This is a genomic window from Bradyrhizobium sp. WSM4872 (assembly GCF_055811715.1).
The window spans coordinates 87,204-102,729 of sequence record NZ_JBVVPT010000011.1 but is presented as its reverse complement, the minus strand read 5'-3'; the positions used below and the strand labels follow the sequence as shown (position 1 = coordinate 102,729).

Annotated in this window: 8 protein-coding genes; 2 read left to right on the top strand and 6 right to left on the bottom strand. The window is 64.5% G+C overall.

Going from position 1 to position 15,526, the window contains the following annotated elements; translation table 11 throughout:
- Window positions 1-23: 23 nt before the first annotated feature.
- The gene (gene ligD / locus AC0L3C_RS17440) at window positions 24-2,708 is read left to right on the top strand and encodes a DNA ligase D (RefSeq protein WP_473408565.1); all 2,685 of its coding nucleotides are present in this window, start codon (window positions 24-26) and stop codon (window positions 2,706-2,708) included.
- A gap of 94 nt (window positions 2,709-2,802) precedes the next feature.
- On the opposite strand, the gene AC0L3C_RS17435 is transcribed toward ligD, so the two are convergent.
- Window positions 2,803-2,967, bottom strand: a complete 165-nt coding sequence (locus AC0L3C_RS17435; protein WP_007595743.1) for a DUF3309 family protein — start codon at window positions 2,965-2,967, stop codon at window positions 2,803-2,805.
- Window positions 2,968-3,152: 185 nt separating this feature from the next.
- On the opposite strand from AC0L3C_RS17435, the gene AC0L3C_RS17430 reads away from it, so the two are divergent.
- Window positions 3,153-3,470, top strand: coding sequence for a polyhydroxyalkanoic acid system family protein (locus AC0L3C_RS17430; RefSeq protein ID WP_473408564.1), 318 nt, complete (start codon window positions 3,153-3,155; stop codon window positions 3,468-3,470).
- Window positions 3,471-3,473: 3 nt separating this feature from the next.
- Here the strand turns inward: AC0L3C_RS17430 and treY are convergent, their stop codons facing one another.
- Genes treY through treS form a run of 5 tightly spaced genes read right to left on the bottom strand, consistent with a single transcriptional unit; the run spans window position 3,474 to window position 15,516 of the window.
- Entirely contained in the window at window positions 3,474-6,260 is a 2,787-nt protein-coding gene (gene treY / locus AC0L3C_RS17425) for a malto-oligosyltrehalose synthase (RefSeq protein ID WP_473408563.1), read from the bottom strand.
- A 1-nt stretch (window position 6,261) separates the two neighbouring features.
- A complete protein-coding gene (gene treZ, locus AC0L3C_RS17420) occupies window positions 6,262-8,013 on the bottom strand; it encodes a malto-oligosyltrehalose trehalohydrolase (protein ID WP_473408562.1) in 1,752 nt (583 codons plus the stop codon).
- Window positions 8,010-10,088: a glycogen debranching protein GlgX gene (glgX, locus tag AC0L3C_RS17415; protein WP_473263582.1), complete on the bottom strand. Its 2,079-nt coding sequence runs from the start codon at window positions 10,086-10,088 to the stop codon at window positions 8,010-8,012. Before glgX ends, treZ begins: the two co-directional genes overlap by 4 nt.
- Window positions 10,089-10,091: 3 nt before the next feature.
- Entirely contained in the window at window positions 10,092-12,230 is a 2,139-nt protein-coding gene (glgB, locus tag AC0L3C_RS17410; RefSeq protein ID WP_473279349.1) for a 1,4-alpha-glucan branching protein GlgB, read from the bottom strand.
- Window positions 12,223-15,516: a maltose alpha-D-glucosyltransferase gene (gene treS / locus AC0L3C_RS17405; RefSeq protein WP_473408561.1), complete on the bottom strand. Its 3,294-nt coding sequence runs from the start codon at window positions 15,514-15,516 to the stop codon at window positions 12,223-12,225. Before treS ends, glgB begins: the two co-directional genes overlap by 8 nt.
- Between the last annotated feature and the right edge of the window lie 10 nt (window positions 15,517-15,526).

The window sequence follows — 15,526 nt, the reverse complement described above, 5'->3', positions numbered from 1 at the left end:
CGAAAGAGAATCCGGGACCAATCGTGCTGCAAAAACTATCCAAGTATCGACAGAAACGTGATTTCGAGAAGACGCCGGAGCCGTCGGGCAAGGCCGCGGTGGCGCCATCGAAGCAGCGGCGTTTCGTGATCCAGAAGCATGACGCCACGCGGCTGCACTACGATCTGCGGCTCGAGTTCGACGGCGTCTTCAAGTCCTGGGCGGTGACGAAAGGGCCCTCGCTCGATCCGCACGACAAGCGGCTGGCCGTCGAGGTCGAGGACCATCCGCTCGACTATGGCGACTTCGAGGGCACGATTCCGGAAGGCCAGTACGGCGGCGGCACGGTCATGCTGTGGGATCGCGGCACCTGGGAATCCGAAGATCCCGAACGCGGTTTCAAGAAGGGCGATCTGAAGTTCGCCCTGCATGGCGAGAAGCTGCACGGCAGCTGGGTCCTAGTGCGCATGCGCAACGACCGCACCGGCGGCAAACGGACCAATTGGCTCCTGATCAAGCATCGCGACGAATATGTTCGCGAGGGCGCAGACAATGACATTCTCGAGCAGGACAAGTCGGTCGCCTCCGGCCGCGCGATGGATCAGATCGCCGAAGGCACGGGGCGAGCACCAAAACCGTTCATGCTGGCGAAGGGCACCAAGGCCAAGGCCGACGCGGTCTGGCAGTCCAACCGGGCGGACGAGGCGAAAGAGCGCACGGTCACGCCGGCACCCCGCGCGGCGTTGAAGACCGGCAAGACGGCAAAGAAGAAGGCCACAACCGCGACGACCGCGAAGAAGGCGGAGATGCCTGATTTCGTCGCGCCGCAGCTCTGCACCTCGGTCGAGCGCCCGCCGGGCGGCGATGGCTGGTGCCACGAAATCAAGTTCGACGGCTACCGCGTGCAACTGCGGGTCGAAGGCGGCAAGGCGACGTTGAAGACGCGCAAAGGCCTCGACTGGACCGGAAAATTCGCAAGCATCGCGAAGGAAGCGGGCGCGCAGCCGGACATGATGATCGACGGCGAGATCGTCGCGCTCGACCACAACGGAGCACCGAATTTTTCGTCGCTCCAGGCCGCGCTGTCGGACGGTAAGACCGACGAGCTCATCTTCTTCGCGTTCGACCTGTTGTTTGCGGAAGGTCTCGATTACCGCCGGCTGCCACTCGGCGAGCGCAAGGCGCGGTTGAAGGAGCTGCTGGAGGCGCGCAAGCGCAAATCGAGCCAGATTCGCTATGTCGAGCATTTCGAAAGCGGCGGCGACGCCGTGCTGCAGTCGGCCTGCAAGCTCGAGCTTGAGGGCGTGGTGTCGAAGAAGCTCGACGCGCCCTATCGTTCGGGGCGGACAGAAAGCTGGACCAAGGCTAAATGCCGTGCCGGCCATGAGGTCGTGATCGGCGGCTACAAGACCACCAATGGCAAATTCCGTTCGCTGATGGCCGGCGTGCACCGCGGCGATCATCTCGCCTTCGTCGGCATGGTCGGCACGGGCTTCGGCGCCGACAAGGTCAAGCGCATCATGCCGTCCTTGAAGGCGATGGAGGCCAAGCAAAGCCCCTTTGGCGGCAAGAACGCACCGAAAAAAGCGCGCGAGGTGCACTGGCTGAAGCCGGAGCTCGTGGCGGAGATCGAGTTCGCCGGCTTCACCGCCGACGGCAATATCCGCCAGGCCGCCTTCAAGGGTCTACGGCAGGACAAGCCGGCGGAGGAGGTCGAGGCCGAGACACCGGTCGATACCGAGCTTGCCGAGCCCTCGACGAAGCGGCGCGCCAAGTCGCGCGCGAAAGCGAAGACCGGCGCACGAACAGCGCAAGCCGGCAGTGCCGAAGTGATGGGAGTCGTCATTTCCAAGCCGGACAAGGAGCTCTGGCCGGACGACGGCAATGGCGATCCCGTCACCAAGCTGGATCTCGCGCGCTATCTCGAAGCCGTCGGCGAATGGATGATCGTGCACCTCAAGGGCCGGCCGTGCTCGCTGATCCGCGCCCCTGACGGCATCAAGGGCGAATGCTTCTTCCAGCGCCACGCCATACAGGGCACCTCGAACCTTCTGGAGCTCGCGCGGGTCTCCGGCGACCGCAAGCCCTATTTGCAGATCGATCGCATCGAGGGGCTCGCCGCCGTGGCGCAGATCGGCGGCGTCGAGCTGCATCCCTGGAATTGCGCGCCCTACGCCTACGATACTCCGGGCCGGCTGGTGTTCGATCTCGATCCCGCGCCCGACGTCGTCTTCGCCGAGGTCGTCGAGGCCGCCAAGGAGATGCGGCAGCGGCTGACCGATATCGGCATGGAAAGCTTCTGCAAGACCACCGGCGGCAAGGGCCTGCACGTCGTGGTACCGCTGCGTCATGGCGCCCGCGATCAGGTGAGCTGGAAAGAGGCGAAGGCCTTCGCGCAAGGCGTTTGCCAGTGGATGGCGGACGACGATCCCGAGCGCTATCTGCTCAACATGTCGAAGAAACTGCGAACGGGAAAGATCTTCCTAGACTACTTGCGCAACGATCGCATGTCGACGGCGGTGGCCCCGCTGTCCCCCCGCGCGCGCGATGGTGCGACTGTGTCGATGCCGGTCACGTGGGCTCAGGTGAAGAGCGACCTTGATCCGAAGCGGTACACGGTACGAACGGTGCCGGGCTTGCTGGCGCGATCGAAGGCGTGGGATGGCTACGCCGATGCAGCCGCGTCGATCAAGGCGGCGATCAAGAAGCTCGCGGCGAAAAAGAATTAGGGTGGGTTAGCGAAGCGTAACCCACCACTTCTGTTGACGCGGAAAGAAAAGAGGTGGGTTACGCCGTGCGGCCAACCCACCCTACCGAACCCGGCTAGATTCGTCCCAGCAGCAGCAATATCAGCAGGATGACGATGACGAGCCCGAGGCCGCCGCCGCCGTAATAGCCGGTGCCGTAGAACGGGCCGCCGCCGATGCCGCTGAAGCCGCCGAGCAGCGCGATGACCAAAATGATCAGAATGATCGTACCGATAGACATGCCAAATCTCCTCCAGCCCTTCGTTGGAAGGGTCTCTTGCAACCTGTCCCGTGGTGCGAGGGCAACTTGCCGCAGGTTTTAAAGTTCCCCCAATGAAACACCGGTTGCACGCTCCACTTGCATGGAACCTTTGCGGTGTCGGGGGGCATGATTATGTGAGGTTCAATCACTAACCGGGCAGAGCCATGTCAGCACCGCTTGTCGTCTCTATTCCCCACCGCCTCGGCCGCGAGGAGGCGGTGCGCCGGCTCAAGACCGGGCTCTGCCGTGCTGCCGCCAGCGTTCCCGTGATGCAGGTCGAGGAGGAGCGCTGGAACGGCGACAGCATGAATTTCCGCATCCGCGCGCTCGGGCAAATCGCGACGGGGCAGGTCGATGTCGCCGACGACCATGTCAAGGTGCAGGTGGTGCTGCCCTGGCTATTGCAGCGCTTTGCCGAGATGGCGCAGGCCACGATCCGCAAGCGCGGCCAGCTGCTGTTGGGCAAAGACGCGAAAAGCTAGCATTCAAGCGCGGGTGCGCTGTCGCACCGGCTTCGCCGCATCCGCGGGGCGCGCCGGGATGACCGAAGCTGGAAAACCGCGAAGCGCCTGCGCGAGCGGCAGATCGTTTCCGGCGAGACCCGGCACGCTATAGCCTGTGACGTCGATGGTGGCGTCGAGCCGCTCGAACGTCGGCCATTCGCGTCCTGCTTGCGTCAAAGGTGCGAAGTGGCGCCCGACAACGACGATCGCAGCAGTGCGGCCGTGGCGGCGGGCAAAGGCCACGACATGGTCGGCATGTGCGCCCCGCACCTGAAGCGGCTGGTAGTCGCCTCGCGCGAAAACGTCGGGCAGCTCATTGCGTAGCTTGAGCAGGTGCCGCGTCCAGGCCAGCTTGAGCTGGCCGTCCGGCCAGCTCTTGATCAGATGATTCCAATCCGGATTGTCCAGCGCGCCCAGCGCCGCGTGTCGCGCGGTAAAATCCACCGGGCGCCGGTTGTCGGGATCGACCAGCGACAGGTCCCAAAATTCGGTTCCCTGGTAGAAATCGGGCAGGCCCGGCAGTGTCGCCTTGAGCGTGAGCTGGCTCAGCGCGTTCAGCGCGCCGAGCAGCGCGACGCGGCGAGCCAGGGTTTGCAGCGCCTCCAGGAATTCGCCTGATTGCGCGGGATCGAGGATCTTCGCGATGAAGCTCTTGACGCCGTTCTCATAGGCCTCGTGCGGGTTGAGCCAGCTGGTCTCCTCCTTGCCTTCGCGCGCGGCCTTGAGCGCATAGGCCTGGATACGCGCGACGAAGCCGGCATCGGCCGTCTCTCCAAGCGGCCAGGCGCCGAGCAGCGTCTGGTAGAGCATGTATTCGAACGTGGCCGACGGAGCGCGCAGATTGCCGTCGAGCGCGATGTGCGGCGCGTTCAGGACCTTCCAGCGCGCCACGGCGCTGGTCCATTCGCCGGGAATTTCACTTAAGGCCGCGATCCGTGCCCGGGCGTCCTCGCCGCGCTTGGTGTCGTGCGTGGCGGTCGCCGTCATCCCTTGCGGCCATTCCCTGGCGCGGGTCTGCATGATCTCGTGAAAAGCGGGAATGGTGAGGCCCTTGCTCGCGGGATCGCCACCGACTTCGTTCAGGGCGAGCAGCCGGTGGAATTGATAGAAAGCGGTGTCCTCCAGCGACTTCGCCATCATCGGTCCGGTGAATTGCTGCACCTTCAGCGCAAACCGACGCACGCGCGGGGCGCTGTGCGGGGGACGGCCGGGCTTGAGCAAGTCCATGGTGAGGGCGTCGCGCAGGAAGTCGAAAATGCCTTCGTCCGCGGCGAACCATTCCCGGCGAGCGTGCTCGATGGTGTCGTCGATCAGCTTACGATCGTTTGCGGTTGGCGCGCTTGTCGTCAGGTAGGTACGGTACACCGGGAAATGCAGCACGTAGAGCTCGAGCGCCTGCCGCAGGCTGTCGGCGGAAAAGTCGCGGGTCGAGTAGTGCCCGTTGGCGATCCGCGCAAGCAGGCGGGTCAGAACCGTGAATTCGCTGGTCAGCAGCGTCTCCAGCACGCGCCGTTTGGCGTCCTTGACATAAGGCGCGAGCCGCGGCGGCCGGTTGCTGATCTGCCGCCAGGTCTCGTCCAGCGCCTCCAGCCCCTTGGCGTCGACCAGAACGTGAGTGATGGCGTTCATCCACTCATAGCCGGTGGTGCCCTGGACGCCGGCGAAATGCGGCAGGCGCTCGTGCTCGCACAGGATTTTCTCGATCACCGTATAGAACGGCTTTGTGGTGCCCTGCGCGTCGCGCACCAGCCGGCGCAGCCGCTGGCAATATTGCGCGGGATCACGCAGGCCGTCGATATGATCGAGCCGGATGCCTTGCAGTTTACCGTCGGCAATGAGTTGCTTCACCAGCCGGTGCGTGGCGGCGAACGTGCCGGGATCCTCGACGCGCATGCCGGCGAGCCCGTTGACGTCGAAGAAGCGGCGATAGTTGATGTCGCTGGAGGCAAGCCGCCAGTGCCCGAGCTTGTAGTGCTGGCGCTCCAGCAAATGATGCAGCGCCAGCGTCTGCGCGGGGCGGTCCTTGGCGGCGCGATAGGCGCCGAGGCCGCGCGCGATGATATCGGCGCTGCCTGCGATCTCCCTAAGCTCCGCCTTGAAGCCGGGCGCTTCCTTGCGGTTGGGGCGGCGCAGTCCCGTGTAGCGGGTCGCGAGCGACAGCAGGCGCTTGCCGGCCTCGGTCTCGGCGGCGTCGGCTTCCTTCACGATCATCCGCAGCATCTCGCCATAGCGCTCCGGCGCGATCGGCAGGCGGTGCTCGAAATACCAGGCGGAAAAACTACCTTCGTCGGGATCGTAGCGTAGCTCGATGTCGCCGCTCTCGAGCGCTTCGCCATAGGACGCGCCGAGGATCGGCAGCAGCACGCCGCCACGGGCGCGGAAAGCCAGTTGATCCCAGTCGATATCGAAGGAGACGGCGTGCGGCGAGGCCTGGCCCCATTCCAGCACGTCCAGCCACCAGGGATTGTCGGCGAAGTGCACGCCGACATGGTTCGGTACGAAATCGATGATGAGGCCGAGGTCGTGTCGCGTCAGCGCCTCGCTCAGCCGGGCGAAGCCGGGCTCGCCGCCGAGCTCCGGATTGAACTGGCTGTGATCGACGGTGTCATAGCCGTGCGTCGAGCCCTTGCGGGCCTTCATCACAGGCGAGGTGTAGAGATGCGTGATTCCCAGCGCCTTCAGGTAGGGCACGACCGCGGCGGCCTTGTCGAAGTCGAAATCCGCGGTGAGCTGAAGCCGGTAGGTTGCGAGAGGAACGGCTGAAGCCATGTCAAACTCCGAGGCGCCAGACCACCGACCAGGGCGCAAACCGGTCGCCGGTCGCGCCGCCCCAGATCAGGGTGCCCACACCGCCGGAATATGCGGCGTCCTTGTCGGAGAGATTGGCGACGAGGCGCAACGTCGCGCCATCTCCCATGTGCCAATGTGCGGTGAGCAGGCCGCTATCGGCCACGGCGGCATCACCGAAGCGCGCAGCTTTCAGTCGTGGCGCGATCTCCTTGTGGCGGAGAGCGAGCAGCTCCCGCACCAGCGCGAGACGTGCATCCTGCTCCGGCGTGTGGCCGGTCCAGTCGAGCACGGCCGATTGCAGCGTTGCCGGATCGAGCGGGTCGGGCACCTCGTCGCCGTACTTCTCGTAGGCCCAGGCGTATTCCTGCCTGCGCCCCTTGCGGACGGCGTCAGCCAGGCCGCCCTGGAAGTCGCAGAAGAACGGGAAGGGCACGGTGGAGCCCCACTCCTCGCCCTGAAACAGCATCGGCACCATCGGCGCGAGCAGGGTCACCGCGAGTGCTGCTTCGATCTGCTTGGGCGATGCGAGGCTTTCGAGCCGGTCGCCGAGCGGCCGGTTGCCGATCTGGTCGTGGTTTTGCAGGAAGTTGACGAAGGTTGCCGGCGGCAGCTCGTCGCTTTTCTCGCCTCGCGGCTTCTTGCCCCAGAATTCCGAGATCTCGCCCTGATAGACGAAGCCGGAGGCGAGCGCGCGTGCGAGATCGAGCCGCGGCGTTTGATAGTCCGCATAGTAGCCGGCGAGCTCGCCCGTCAGCATCACGTGCCAGACGTGGTGGTAGTCGTCGTTCCACTGGGCGCGAAACTTGCCGTTCGGGGGCTCCTGCGCGGCATCGAGCAGGCTCGCGCGATTGTCGCCGTTCTCCAGCACGAGATGGATGTGCCGCCCCGTCGCCTTGGCAAGCTCGCCCGCGGCGACGCTGAGGTCCTGCAGCATCGATTGCTCGCCGGGGATCGCCATGATGTGATTGGCGGCATCGAGCCTCAGGCCGTCGAAGCGATAGTCGCTGAGCCACGACAGCGCGTTCTCGACGGCAAAAGCGCGAACCTGCGGCACGCGATAATCGATCGCACTGCCCCACGGCGTGTGCGCGTCGGTGAAGAAGGTCGGCGCGTAGCGGCCGAGGTAATTTCCCTCGGGCCCGAAATGATTATAGACGACGTCGAGGAACACCATCAGCCCGCGCAGATGGGCTTCGTCGATCAGCGTCTTCAATTCATCGGGATGACCATAGGTGCTGTCGGGCGCGTACCACAATACACCATCATAACCCCAGCCGCGACGACCGGCGAAGTCGGCCAGCGGCATCAGCTCGATCGCGGTGATGCCGGTGGCGACGAGATGATCGAGCTTGTCGATCATGGCGCGATAGGTGCCTTCCGCGGTGAAGGTGCCGACATGCGTCTCGATCAGCACCGTCTCTTCCCAGGGACGGCCGCGCCAATCGGATGCCCGCCAGGCAAAGGCGTCGTGATCGATCACCTCGCTCGGGCCGAACACGTCGTCGGGCTGGAATGCAGACGCCGGATCGGGCACGTCGATCTCGTCGTCGATCCTGAATTTGTAGTTGCTGCCGACGGGCAGATTGGCAATCTCGGCGACATACCAGCCATCCTGCCGGCGCTGCATCGCGTGTCGTCTGTCGAGCAGGAGATCGACGCGGCGCGCGGCAGGCGCCCACAGCCGGAACGACACGCCGTCCTTCGTCGGCCTCGCCCCGAAGGATGGCCTCATAGCGCCCCCGCGAAAGCGAGCACGGAGCGCGGCGGCGCCTTGCTGTCGCTCCCGGGCTGGAAGTCGACCGTGTTCAGCTTGGCGTCGGTCGTGTTCAGGATTTGCTGCCAGCTCTTGTATTCGGTCATTTTTGGCAATTTGAATGCGATCTCTTCGGGGGCTGCGTTGAGTACGATAAAGATCGCGGCGCTGCCGGGTTCCATCGGCCCCATCACATAGGAGAGGAACCGCCCTTCCGGGAATTTCCAGTCGCTTTCCGTCATTTCGTCGCCGGCCGGCGTCAGCCACAGCGCGCCGTAGGAGATGCCGTCCTTGGGGCGGCCGTCGAGCCAGCGATGGCTGCGAAGCTGCGAGAACCGGCGGCGGATTTCGGCGAGCTCGGCGACGAAATCGACCATGTCGTCGCCGTCCTTGCCGAGATTGTCCCAGCCGACCCAGCCAACCTCGTTGTCCTGGCAATAGGCGTTGTTGTTGCCTGATTGCGAATTCCCGACCTCGTCGCCGGCGAGGATCAGCGGAATGCCCTGCGCCAGCATGAGGCAGGCCAGCACGTTCTTGCGAAGCTGCCGGCGCAAGCTGACGATTTGGGGATCGTCGGTCGGACCCTCGACACCGCAATTGTTGCTGTGGTTGTCGTTGGAGCCGTCGCGATTGTCTTCGCCATTGGCCTCGTTGTGCTTCTCGTTGTAGCTGAAGAGATCGGCCAGGGTGAAACCGTCATGCACGGTGATGTGGTTGACGCTGGCGCGCGGCCGCCGTCCGTCGTGGTTGAACAGGTCGGAGGACGCCGTCATGCGGCTGGAGATGTCGCCGATCAGGCTGCCTTCGCCGCTCCAGTAGCGGCGCATGGCGCTGCGGTACCGGTCGTTCCACTCCGACCATTGCGAGGGAAATGCACCGACCTGATAGCCGCCGAGGCCGAGGTCCCAGGGTTCGGCGACGAGCTTGACGCTCGCCAGCACCGGGTCCTGGCGGATCGCGGTCAGGAACGAACTGCCGCGATCATAACCGTTCGGCCCGCGCGCCAGCGTGGTGGCGAGGTCGAAACGGAAGCCGTCGACGTGGCAGACCTCGACCCAGTAGCGCAGGGAATCCATCACCATCTGCAGCACGCGCGGATGGGTGAGGTTCACCGACGAGCCGCAGCCGGTGAAGTCGTCGTAATAGCGCGGGTTCTCGCGGTTCAGCCAGTAATAGGAGGCGTTGTCGATGCCGCGGTAGCACAGCGTCGGGCCGAGGTGATTGCCCTCGGCGGTGTGGTTGTAGACGACGTCGAGCATCACTTCGATGCCGGCATCGTGCAGGCGCGCGACCGTGGTGCGGAACGAATCGAGGGCGTTGTCCTGGGCGTAGCGCTGCTCGGGCGCGAAGAAGGATAAGGTGTTGTAGCCCCAGTAATTGGCGAGCTTCTTCTCCACCAAGATGCGGTCATCGACGAAACTGTGCACCGGCAGAAGCTCCACGGTGGTGACGCCGAGCTTCTTCAGGTGCTCGATCATCGCCGGCGAGGACAGGCCGCCATAGGTGCCGCGCAAATTCGGCGGCACGTCGTCGCGCTTCTGTGTCAGTCCCTTGACGTGGGCCTCGTAGATGATGGTGTCTTCCCAGGGAATGTTGGGCCGGATCTCGCGACGGCCCCAGTTGAAGGTCTCGTCGACGACGACGGCCTTCGGCATGCCGCGCGCGTTGTCGCGCCGGTCGAACGACAGGTCCTCGCGTGGACTTCCGGTGCGATAGGCGAAATGCGCGTCACTCCAGACCAGCCGCCCGGAAAGCCGCTTGGCATAGGGGTCGAGCAGCAGCTTGTTGGCGTTGAAGCGGTGGCCGTGCTCCGGCTCGTAGGGGCCATGCACGCGGTAGCCGTAGAGCTGGCCCGGCGAGACGTCGTTGAGATAGCCGTGCCAGACATCCTCGGTGCGCTCCGGCAGCTCGACGCGCTCGAGTTCGCGGCGGCCCTGCATGTCGAACAGGCACAGCTCGACCTTCTGCGCGTTGGCGGAGAACAGCGCGAAATTGGTGCCGCGTCCGTCCCAGCTTGCGCCGAGGCGTGCGGGCGATCCAGCAGTCAGGCGCATCGTTCAGCTTTCCGGAACGAGGAAGATCGCAGCGAGCGGCGGAATGGTGAGGCGGAGCTCGCCATTGATGGCGTGGACTTCGCCGATGTTGCCGACATTGCTGCCGCCGTAATGGGCGGAGTCGGAGTTGAAGACTTCCTTCCACTTGCCACTGAGGGGCGCGCGAACGCGGTAGTTGCGATAGACGTTGGGTGAGAAGTTGACGATCACCATGCACCGCGCGTGCTCGTCAAATCCCTTGCGCAGCCATGCGAACACGTTGCGGTTGGCGTCGTCGGTGATCAGCCATTCGAACCCGGCCTGCTCGCAGTCCATCTGGTGCAGCGCGGGTACCGCGCGATAGAGCCGGTTGAGATCACGGATCAGCGCCTGGATGCCTGAATGGGGCTTGTATTCGAGCAAGTGCCAGTCGAGTGACTGGTCGTGATTCCATTCGCGGCTTTGCGCGATCTCGGCGCCCATGAACAGCAGCTTCTTGCCGGGATGGCCGAACATGAAGCTGTAATAGGCGCGCAAATTCGCAAAGCGCTGCCATTCGTCGCCGGGCATGCGCCCGAGGATCGAGCGCTTGCCGTGCACGACCTCGTCATGCGACAGCGGCAGGACGAAGTTCTCCGAGAAGGCGTAGTGCAGGCCGAACAGGATGTCGCCGTGATGATGCTTGCGGTGGATCGGGTCCTTGCTGATGTAGTTCAGCGTGTCGTGCATCCAGCCCATGTTCCACTTGTAGCCGAAGCCGAGCCCGCCGAATTCGACCGGACGCGAGACCTGCGGCCAGGCGGTGGACTCTTCGGCGGCCGTGGTCGCTTGCGGGAAACGCGCGAACAGCTCGGTGTTGAAGCGGCGCAGGAACGCGATTGCCTCGATGTTCTCCCGGCCGCCATGCTGGTTCGGAATCCAGGCGCCGGGCGGACGGCTGTAGTCGAGGTAGAGCATGGACGCGACGGCGTCGACGCGCAGTCCGTCGATTGCGTAGCGCTCGAGCCAGAACAGCGCGTTCGAGACCAGGAAGTTCGTCACTTCGGTGCGGCCGTAATTGTAGATCAGCGTGCCCCAATCGAGATGGCGGCCCTGGAGCGGATTGGCGTGCTCGTACAGCGCCGTGCCGTCGAAGCTGCCGAGCCCGTGCGGATCGTCCGGGAAGTGGCCGGGCACCCAGTCGAGCAGCACGCCCACGCCCTCGCGGTGGCAGGCGTCGACCAGCGCGGCAAAGTCCTCCGGCGTGCCGAAGCGGCTGGTCGGCGCATACAGGCCGGTCGGCTGATAGCCCCATGAGCCGTCGAAAGGATGCTCGCTGACGGGGAGGAATTCGAGATGGGTGAAGCCCATGTCGCGGGCGTAGGCCGGCAGCTGCTCGGCCAGTTCGCGATAGGTCAGCCATTCATTGCCGTTCTTGCGCCGCCACGAGCCGAGATGGACCTCGTAGATCGACATCGGCGCGGACAACGCGTTGATGCCGTCGGGCGCCGGTCGCGGCCGTGGCAGATGCGCTTCGTCGAACACGATGGAAGCGGTCTTCGGCCGCACCTCGCTCGCAAACGCCATCGGATCGGACTTCAACGGAAGCAGATGGCCATGCGGTCCGATAATTTCGAACTTGTAGTGGTCGCCGGCCTTGGCGTGCGGGATGAACAATTCCCAATAGCCCGCGCCCCGCACCCGCATCGGATGGCGCCGTCCGTCCCAGAAGTTGAAGTCGCCGACCACGGAGACACGCCGGGCGTTGGGCGCCAGCACCACGAAGCCGATGCCATCGATGCCTTCGAGCCGCATCGGATGCGCGCCGAGCTTGTCGTAAAGGCGCTGGTGGGTGCCTTCGCCGAGCAGGTAGAGGTCGAAATCGGTCAGGATCGGCGGAAAGCGATAGGTGTCCTCGAATTCGATGACGTTGTCGCCGAATTTCGCGCGGAGCTGGTAGTGCTTCGCGCCGTTCGGTAGAGCGCCGATGAACAGGCCGGCATCATGGACACGATCGAGCTTCGCCACCTCGCCGTGCTCGCCCACCGCTTCGACGTTCGAGGCATCGGGAAGAAACGCGCGCACCACGCTCTTGTCGCCCTCGGGATGCAGCCCGAGATAGTGGAAGGGATCGGAGTGGCGACCCTCGATGATCGCATAGGCCTCGGCAGGGAGTTTAGGCATGGGCTTCGCTCTCGATACTGGACAGAATGCGAAGCAGTCCGGACAGCGGCGCATGGAGCCCCTCAGGCCGGTGGGACAGCTCGTACTCTACTTCCTCGAACGCTTGATCAAGCAGGAAAAACCTTAACAGGCCTGCCGCGGATTGCGGATCTTCCGGCCACAGCCGCCGATCGGTCATGGCTTCGCGGTAGGCGGTGAGGAACGTGGCGGTGGTGCGCTCGCGCCATTCGTCGAGCGCAGCCGTGAGACGGCCCTGTTCGTCGGAGGCACCCGTGAGCGCGCGGTGGAGCGCCGCGTTAACCGAAAGATCAATCGAGCGGATCAGGCCAGCAACGTCGCGCGCCGCAGGCAGCTTGCGCCGCTTGCCGGCCAGCGGTAAATGCGGATCTCCATCGAAGTCGATGATGAAGATATCGTCCTTCACGATCAGAGTTTGCCCGAGGCGGAAGTCGCCATGATGACGGATGTTCAACCCGCCGGGCTCGGAAGGTAATAGCGCGTTGAGCCGGCCCGACAGGGACGCGCGCTCCGCGACGAGCTGATTGATCAGCGGTCGGTCCACCTCCCGCAGGCCGTCGGTGCTGGCGGCCAGCCGCTCGAAAACCCGCTCGGCCCGTGCCTTGAGCTCGGATGACCAGCGCTTGATTTGTGCGGAGCCAATCGGCTCCGGCGCGAGATCGCCTGGCTTTGCGGCGGCCAGAGCCACATGCAGCTCGGCGAGCCGCCGGCCGATCTGCGCGATGAAGTGCAGATAAGGCGCTTGCTCCTGGGTCTCGCGGGGCATCTCGCCCGGTGGCAGCACCCGCTGCTCGTCGATATAGCGGTCGAGATAGCCCGCGGTGACGCCCCAGCCGTCGCCCTGGTTCTCGACATAGGCGTGCAGCACGCCGACTGCGCTGCGGCGGTCGTCTTCGACCAGCTCGACGCTGCCGAGCAGTGCCGGCGTATTGGCAAAGCGGGCGATTTCGGTGAGGTAGGAGCCGATCTCGATCTCGGGATTGATGCCGGTTTCGAGCTGGCGATAGATCTTGGCGACATACTGGTTGTCGACCAGCGCCGTGCTGTTCGACTGCTCGATCGCGCGGATGCGTTCGGGCTCCTTGATGGTGTACTCGGCAAACCGGCTGGTCGCCTTGAACTCCAGCCGCAGATTGTTTTCTTCCACCACCAGGTTCTGCGACAGGTTGCGCAGGAACAGGCCAATGAAGATCTGCTCGGTTGCCACATCCAGCAGCGTGCCTTCGCGGGCACCCTGGCGCACGGCGGCGAGCGCCCTGGGATTGAAGCGTTCGCGGTCGAAGCGCACCCATTCGATCTGCATCGGCAGCACGTAGCGCGTGGTGACGTCGCCCTGCGCCGCCTCGAAGAACGCGATCCAGGGCCTGTTGTCGCCGATGTCGCAGAACGGCACCGCCGAGGTCAGCGTCGGCTTGATCTGCTTGGGATTGTGCTCCGGATACCAGCGCGTGCGCGACAGGAATCCCGGCAGCACCTCGTGCTCGAACACGCCGCGCTCGCGCGCCAGCGACACCCAGGTCGAGTTCACCGGCACCACCAGCGTCTCGAATTCCGGCACCGCGCGCGGCGTCACCGGCTCGGACTTGTCGCGCTCGGTGAGCTGGAACCAGTAGAAGCCATAGGGCCCCAGCGTGACCATGTAGGGCAGTTCGCCGATCGCCGGAAAACGCGTGCGGCCGAGCATCTCCTGCGGGATGCGGTCCTTCCAGGGCGACAGATCGAGCTCGGTCGCCTGGGCCGCGCGCGACAGATTGGCGACGCAGAGGATCACCTCGTCGTGGTACTGCCGGACATAGGCCAGCACGGCGCGGTTGGCCGGGCGGATGAAGGTCATGGTGCCGCGGCCGAAGGCGAGCGTCGATTTGCGCACCGAGATCAGGCGCTTGGTTGCGCTGAGCAGCGACGACAGGCTGCGCGACTGCGCCTCCACGTTCACCGATTCGTAGCCGTAGACGGGATCCATGATCAGCGGCGCATAGAGGCGGGCCGGGTCGCAGCGCGAGAAGCCGCCGTTGCGGTCCGGGCTCCACTGCATCGGCGTGCGCACGCCGTTGCGGTCGCCGAGATAGATGTTGTCGCCCATCCCGATCTCGTCGCCGTAATAGATGATCGGCGTTCCCGGGAAGGACAGCAGCAGCGAGTTCATCAACTCGATCTTGCGCCGGTCATTGTCCATCAGCGGCGCGAGGCGCCGGCGGATGCCGACATTGATGCGGGCGCGCGGGTCGTTGGCGTAGGTGGTCCACAGATAGTCGCGCTCGACGTCGGTCACCATCTCCAGCGTCAGTTCGTCATGGTTGCGCAGGAACAGCGCCCATTGGCAGCTCGCAGGAATGTCCGGCGTCTGGCGCAGGATGTCGGTGATCGGGAAACGGTCCTCCTGCGCGATCGCCATGTAGATGCGCGGCATCAGCGGGAAGTGGTAGGCCATGTGGCACTCGTCGCCGCGGCCGAAATATTCCTGCACGTCCTCCGGCCATTGATTGGCCTCGGCCAGCAGCAGCTTGCCCTTGGAGTAGGAATCCAGCTCGTGGCGCAGCCGCTTGATGATGGCATGCGTCTCCGGGAGGTTCTCGTTCGAGGTGCCTTCGCGTTCGCAGAGATAGGGAATGGCATCCAGGCGGAAGCCGTCGACGCCGGCGTCCAGCCAGCGCTTCATCACCTGGATCAGGGCGCTGACGACCCGCGGATTGTCGAAATTGAGATCCGGCTGGTGCGAGAAGAAGCGGTGCCAGTAAAACGCGCCGGCCTCGTGATCCCAGGTCCAGTTCGACTTCTCGGTGTCGGTGAAGATGATGCGGGTGCCCTGATATTTCTGGTCGGTGTCGCTCCAGACATACCAGTTGCGGGCGCTCGAGCCTGGAGGGCTGCGGCGCGCGCGCTTGAACCAATTGTGCTGGTCCGAGGTGTGGTTGACGACGAGCTCGGTGATGACGCGCAAGCCCCGCTTCTGCGCTTCCTGGATGAAGCGCTTGAAATCCTTCATGGTCCCGAAATCGGGATTGACCGCGCCGTAATCGGCGATGTCGTAGCCGTCGTCACGGCCGGGCGAAGGATAGAACGGCAGCAGCCACAGCGCGGTGACGCCGAGCTCCTGGAGATAAGGCAGCTTCTCTGTCAGCCCTGCGAAATCGCCGATGCCGTCCTGATTGCTATCGGCAAACGCCTTGACGTGGAGCTGATAGATGATGGCGTCCTTGTACCAGAGTTCATCCACGATCTCGGCAGCCTCGGCTTTCTTGGTGTCGACGGAAGACAATACGTTCATGGCGTGCGCC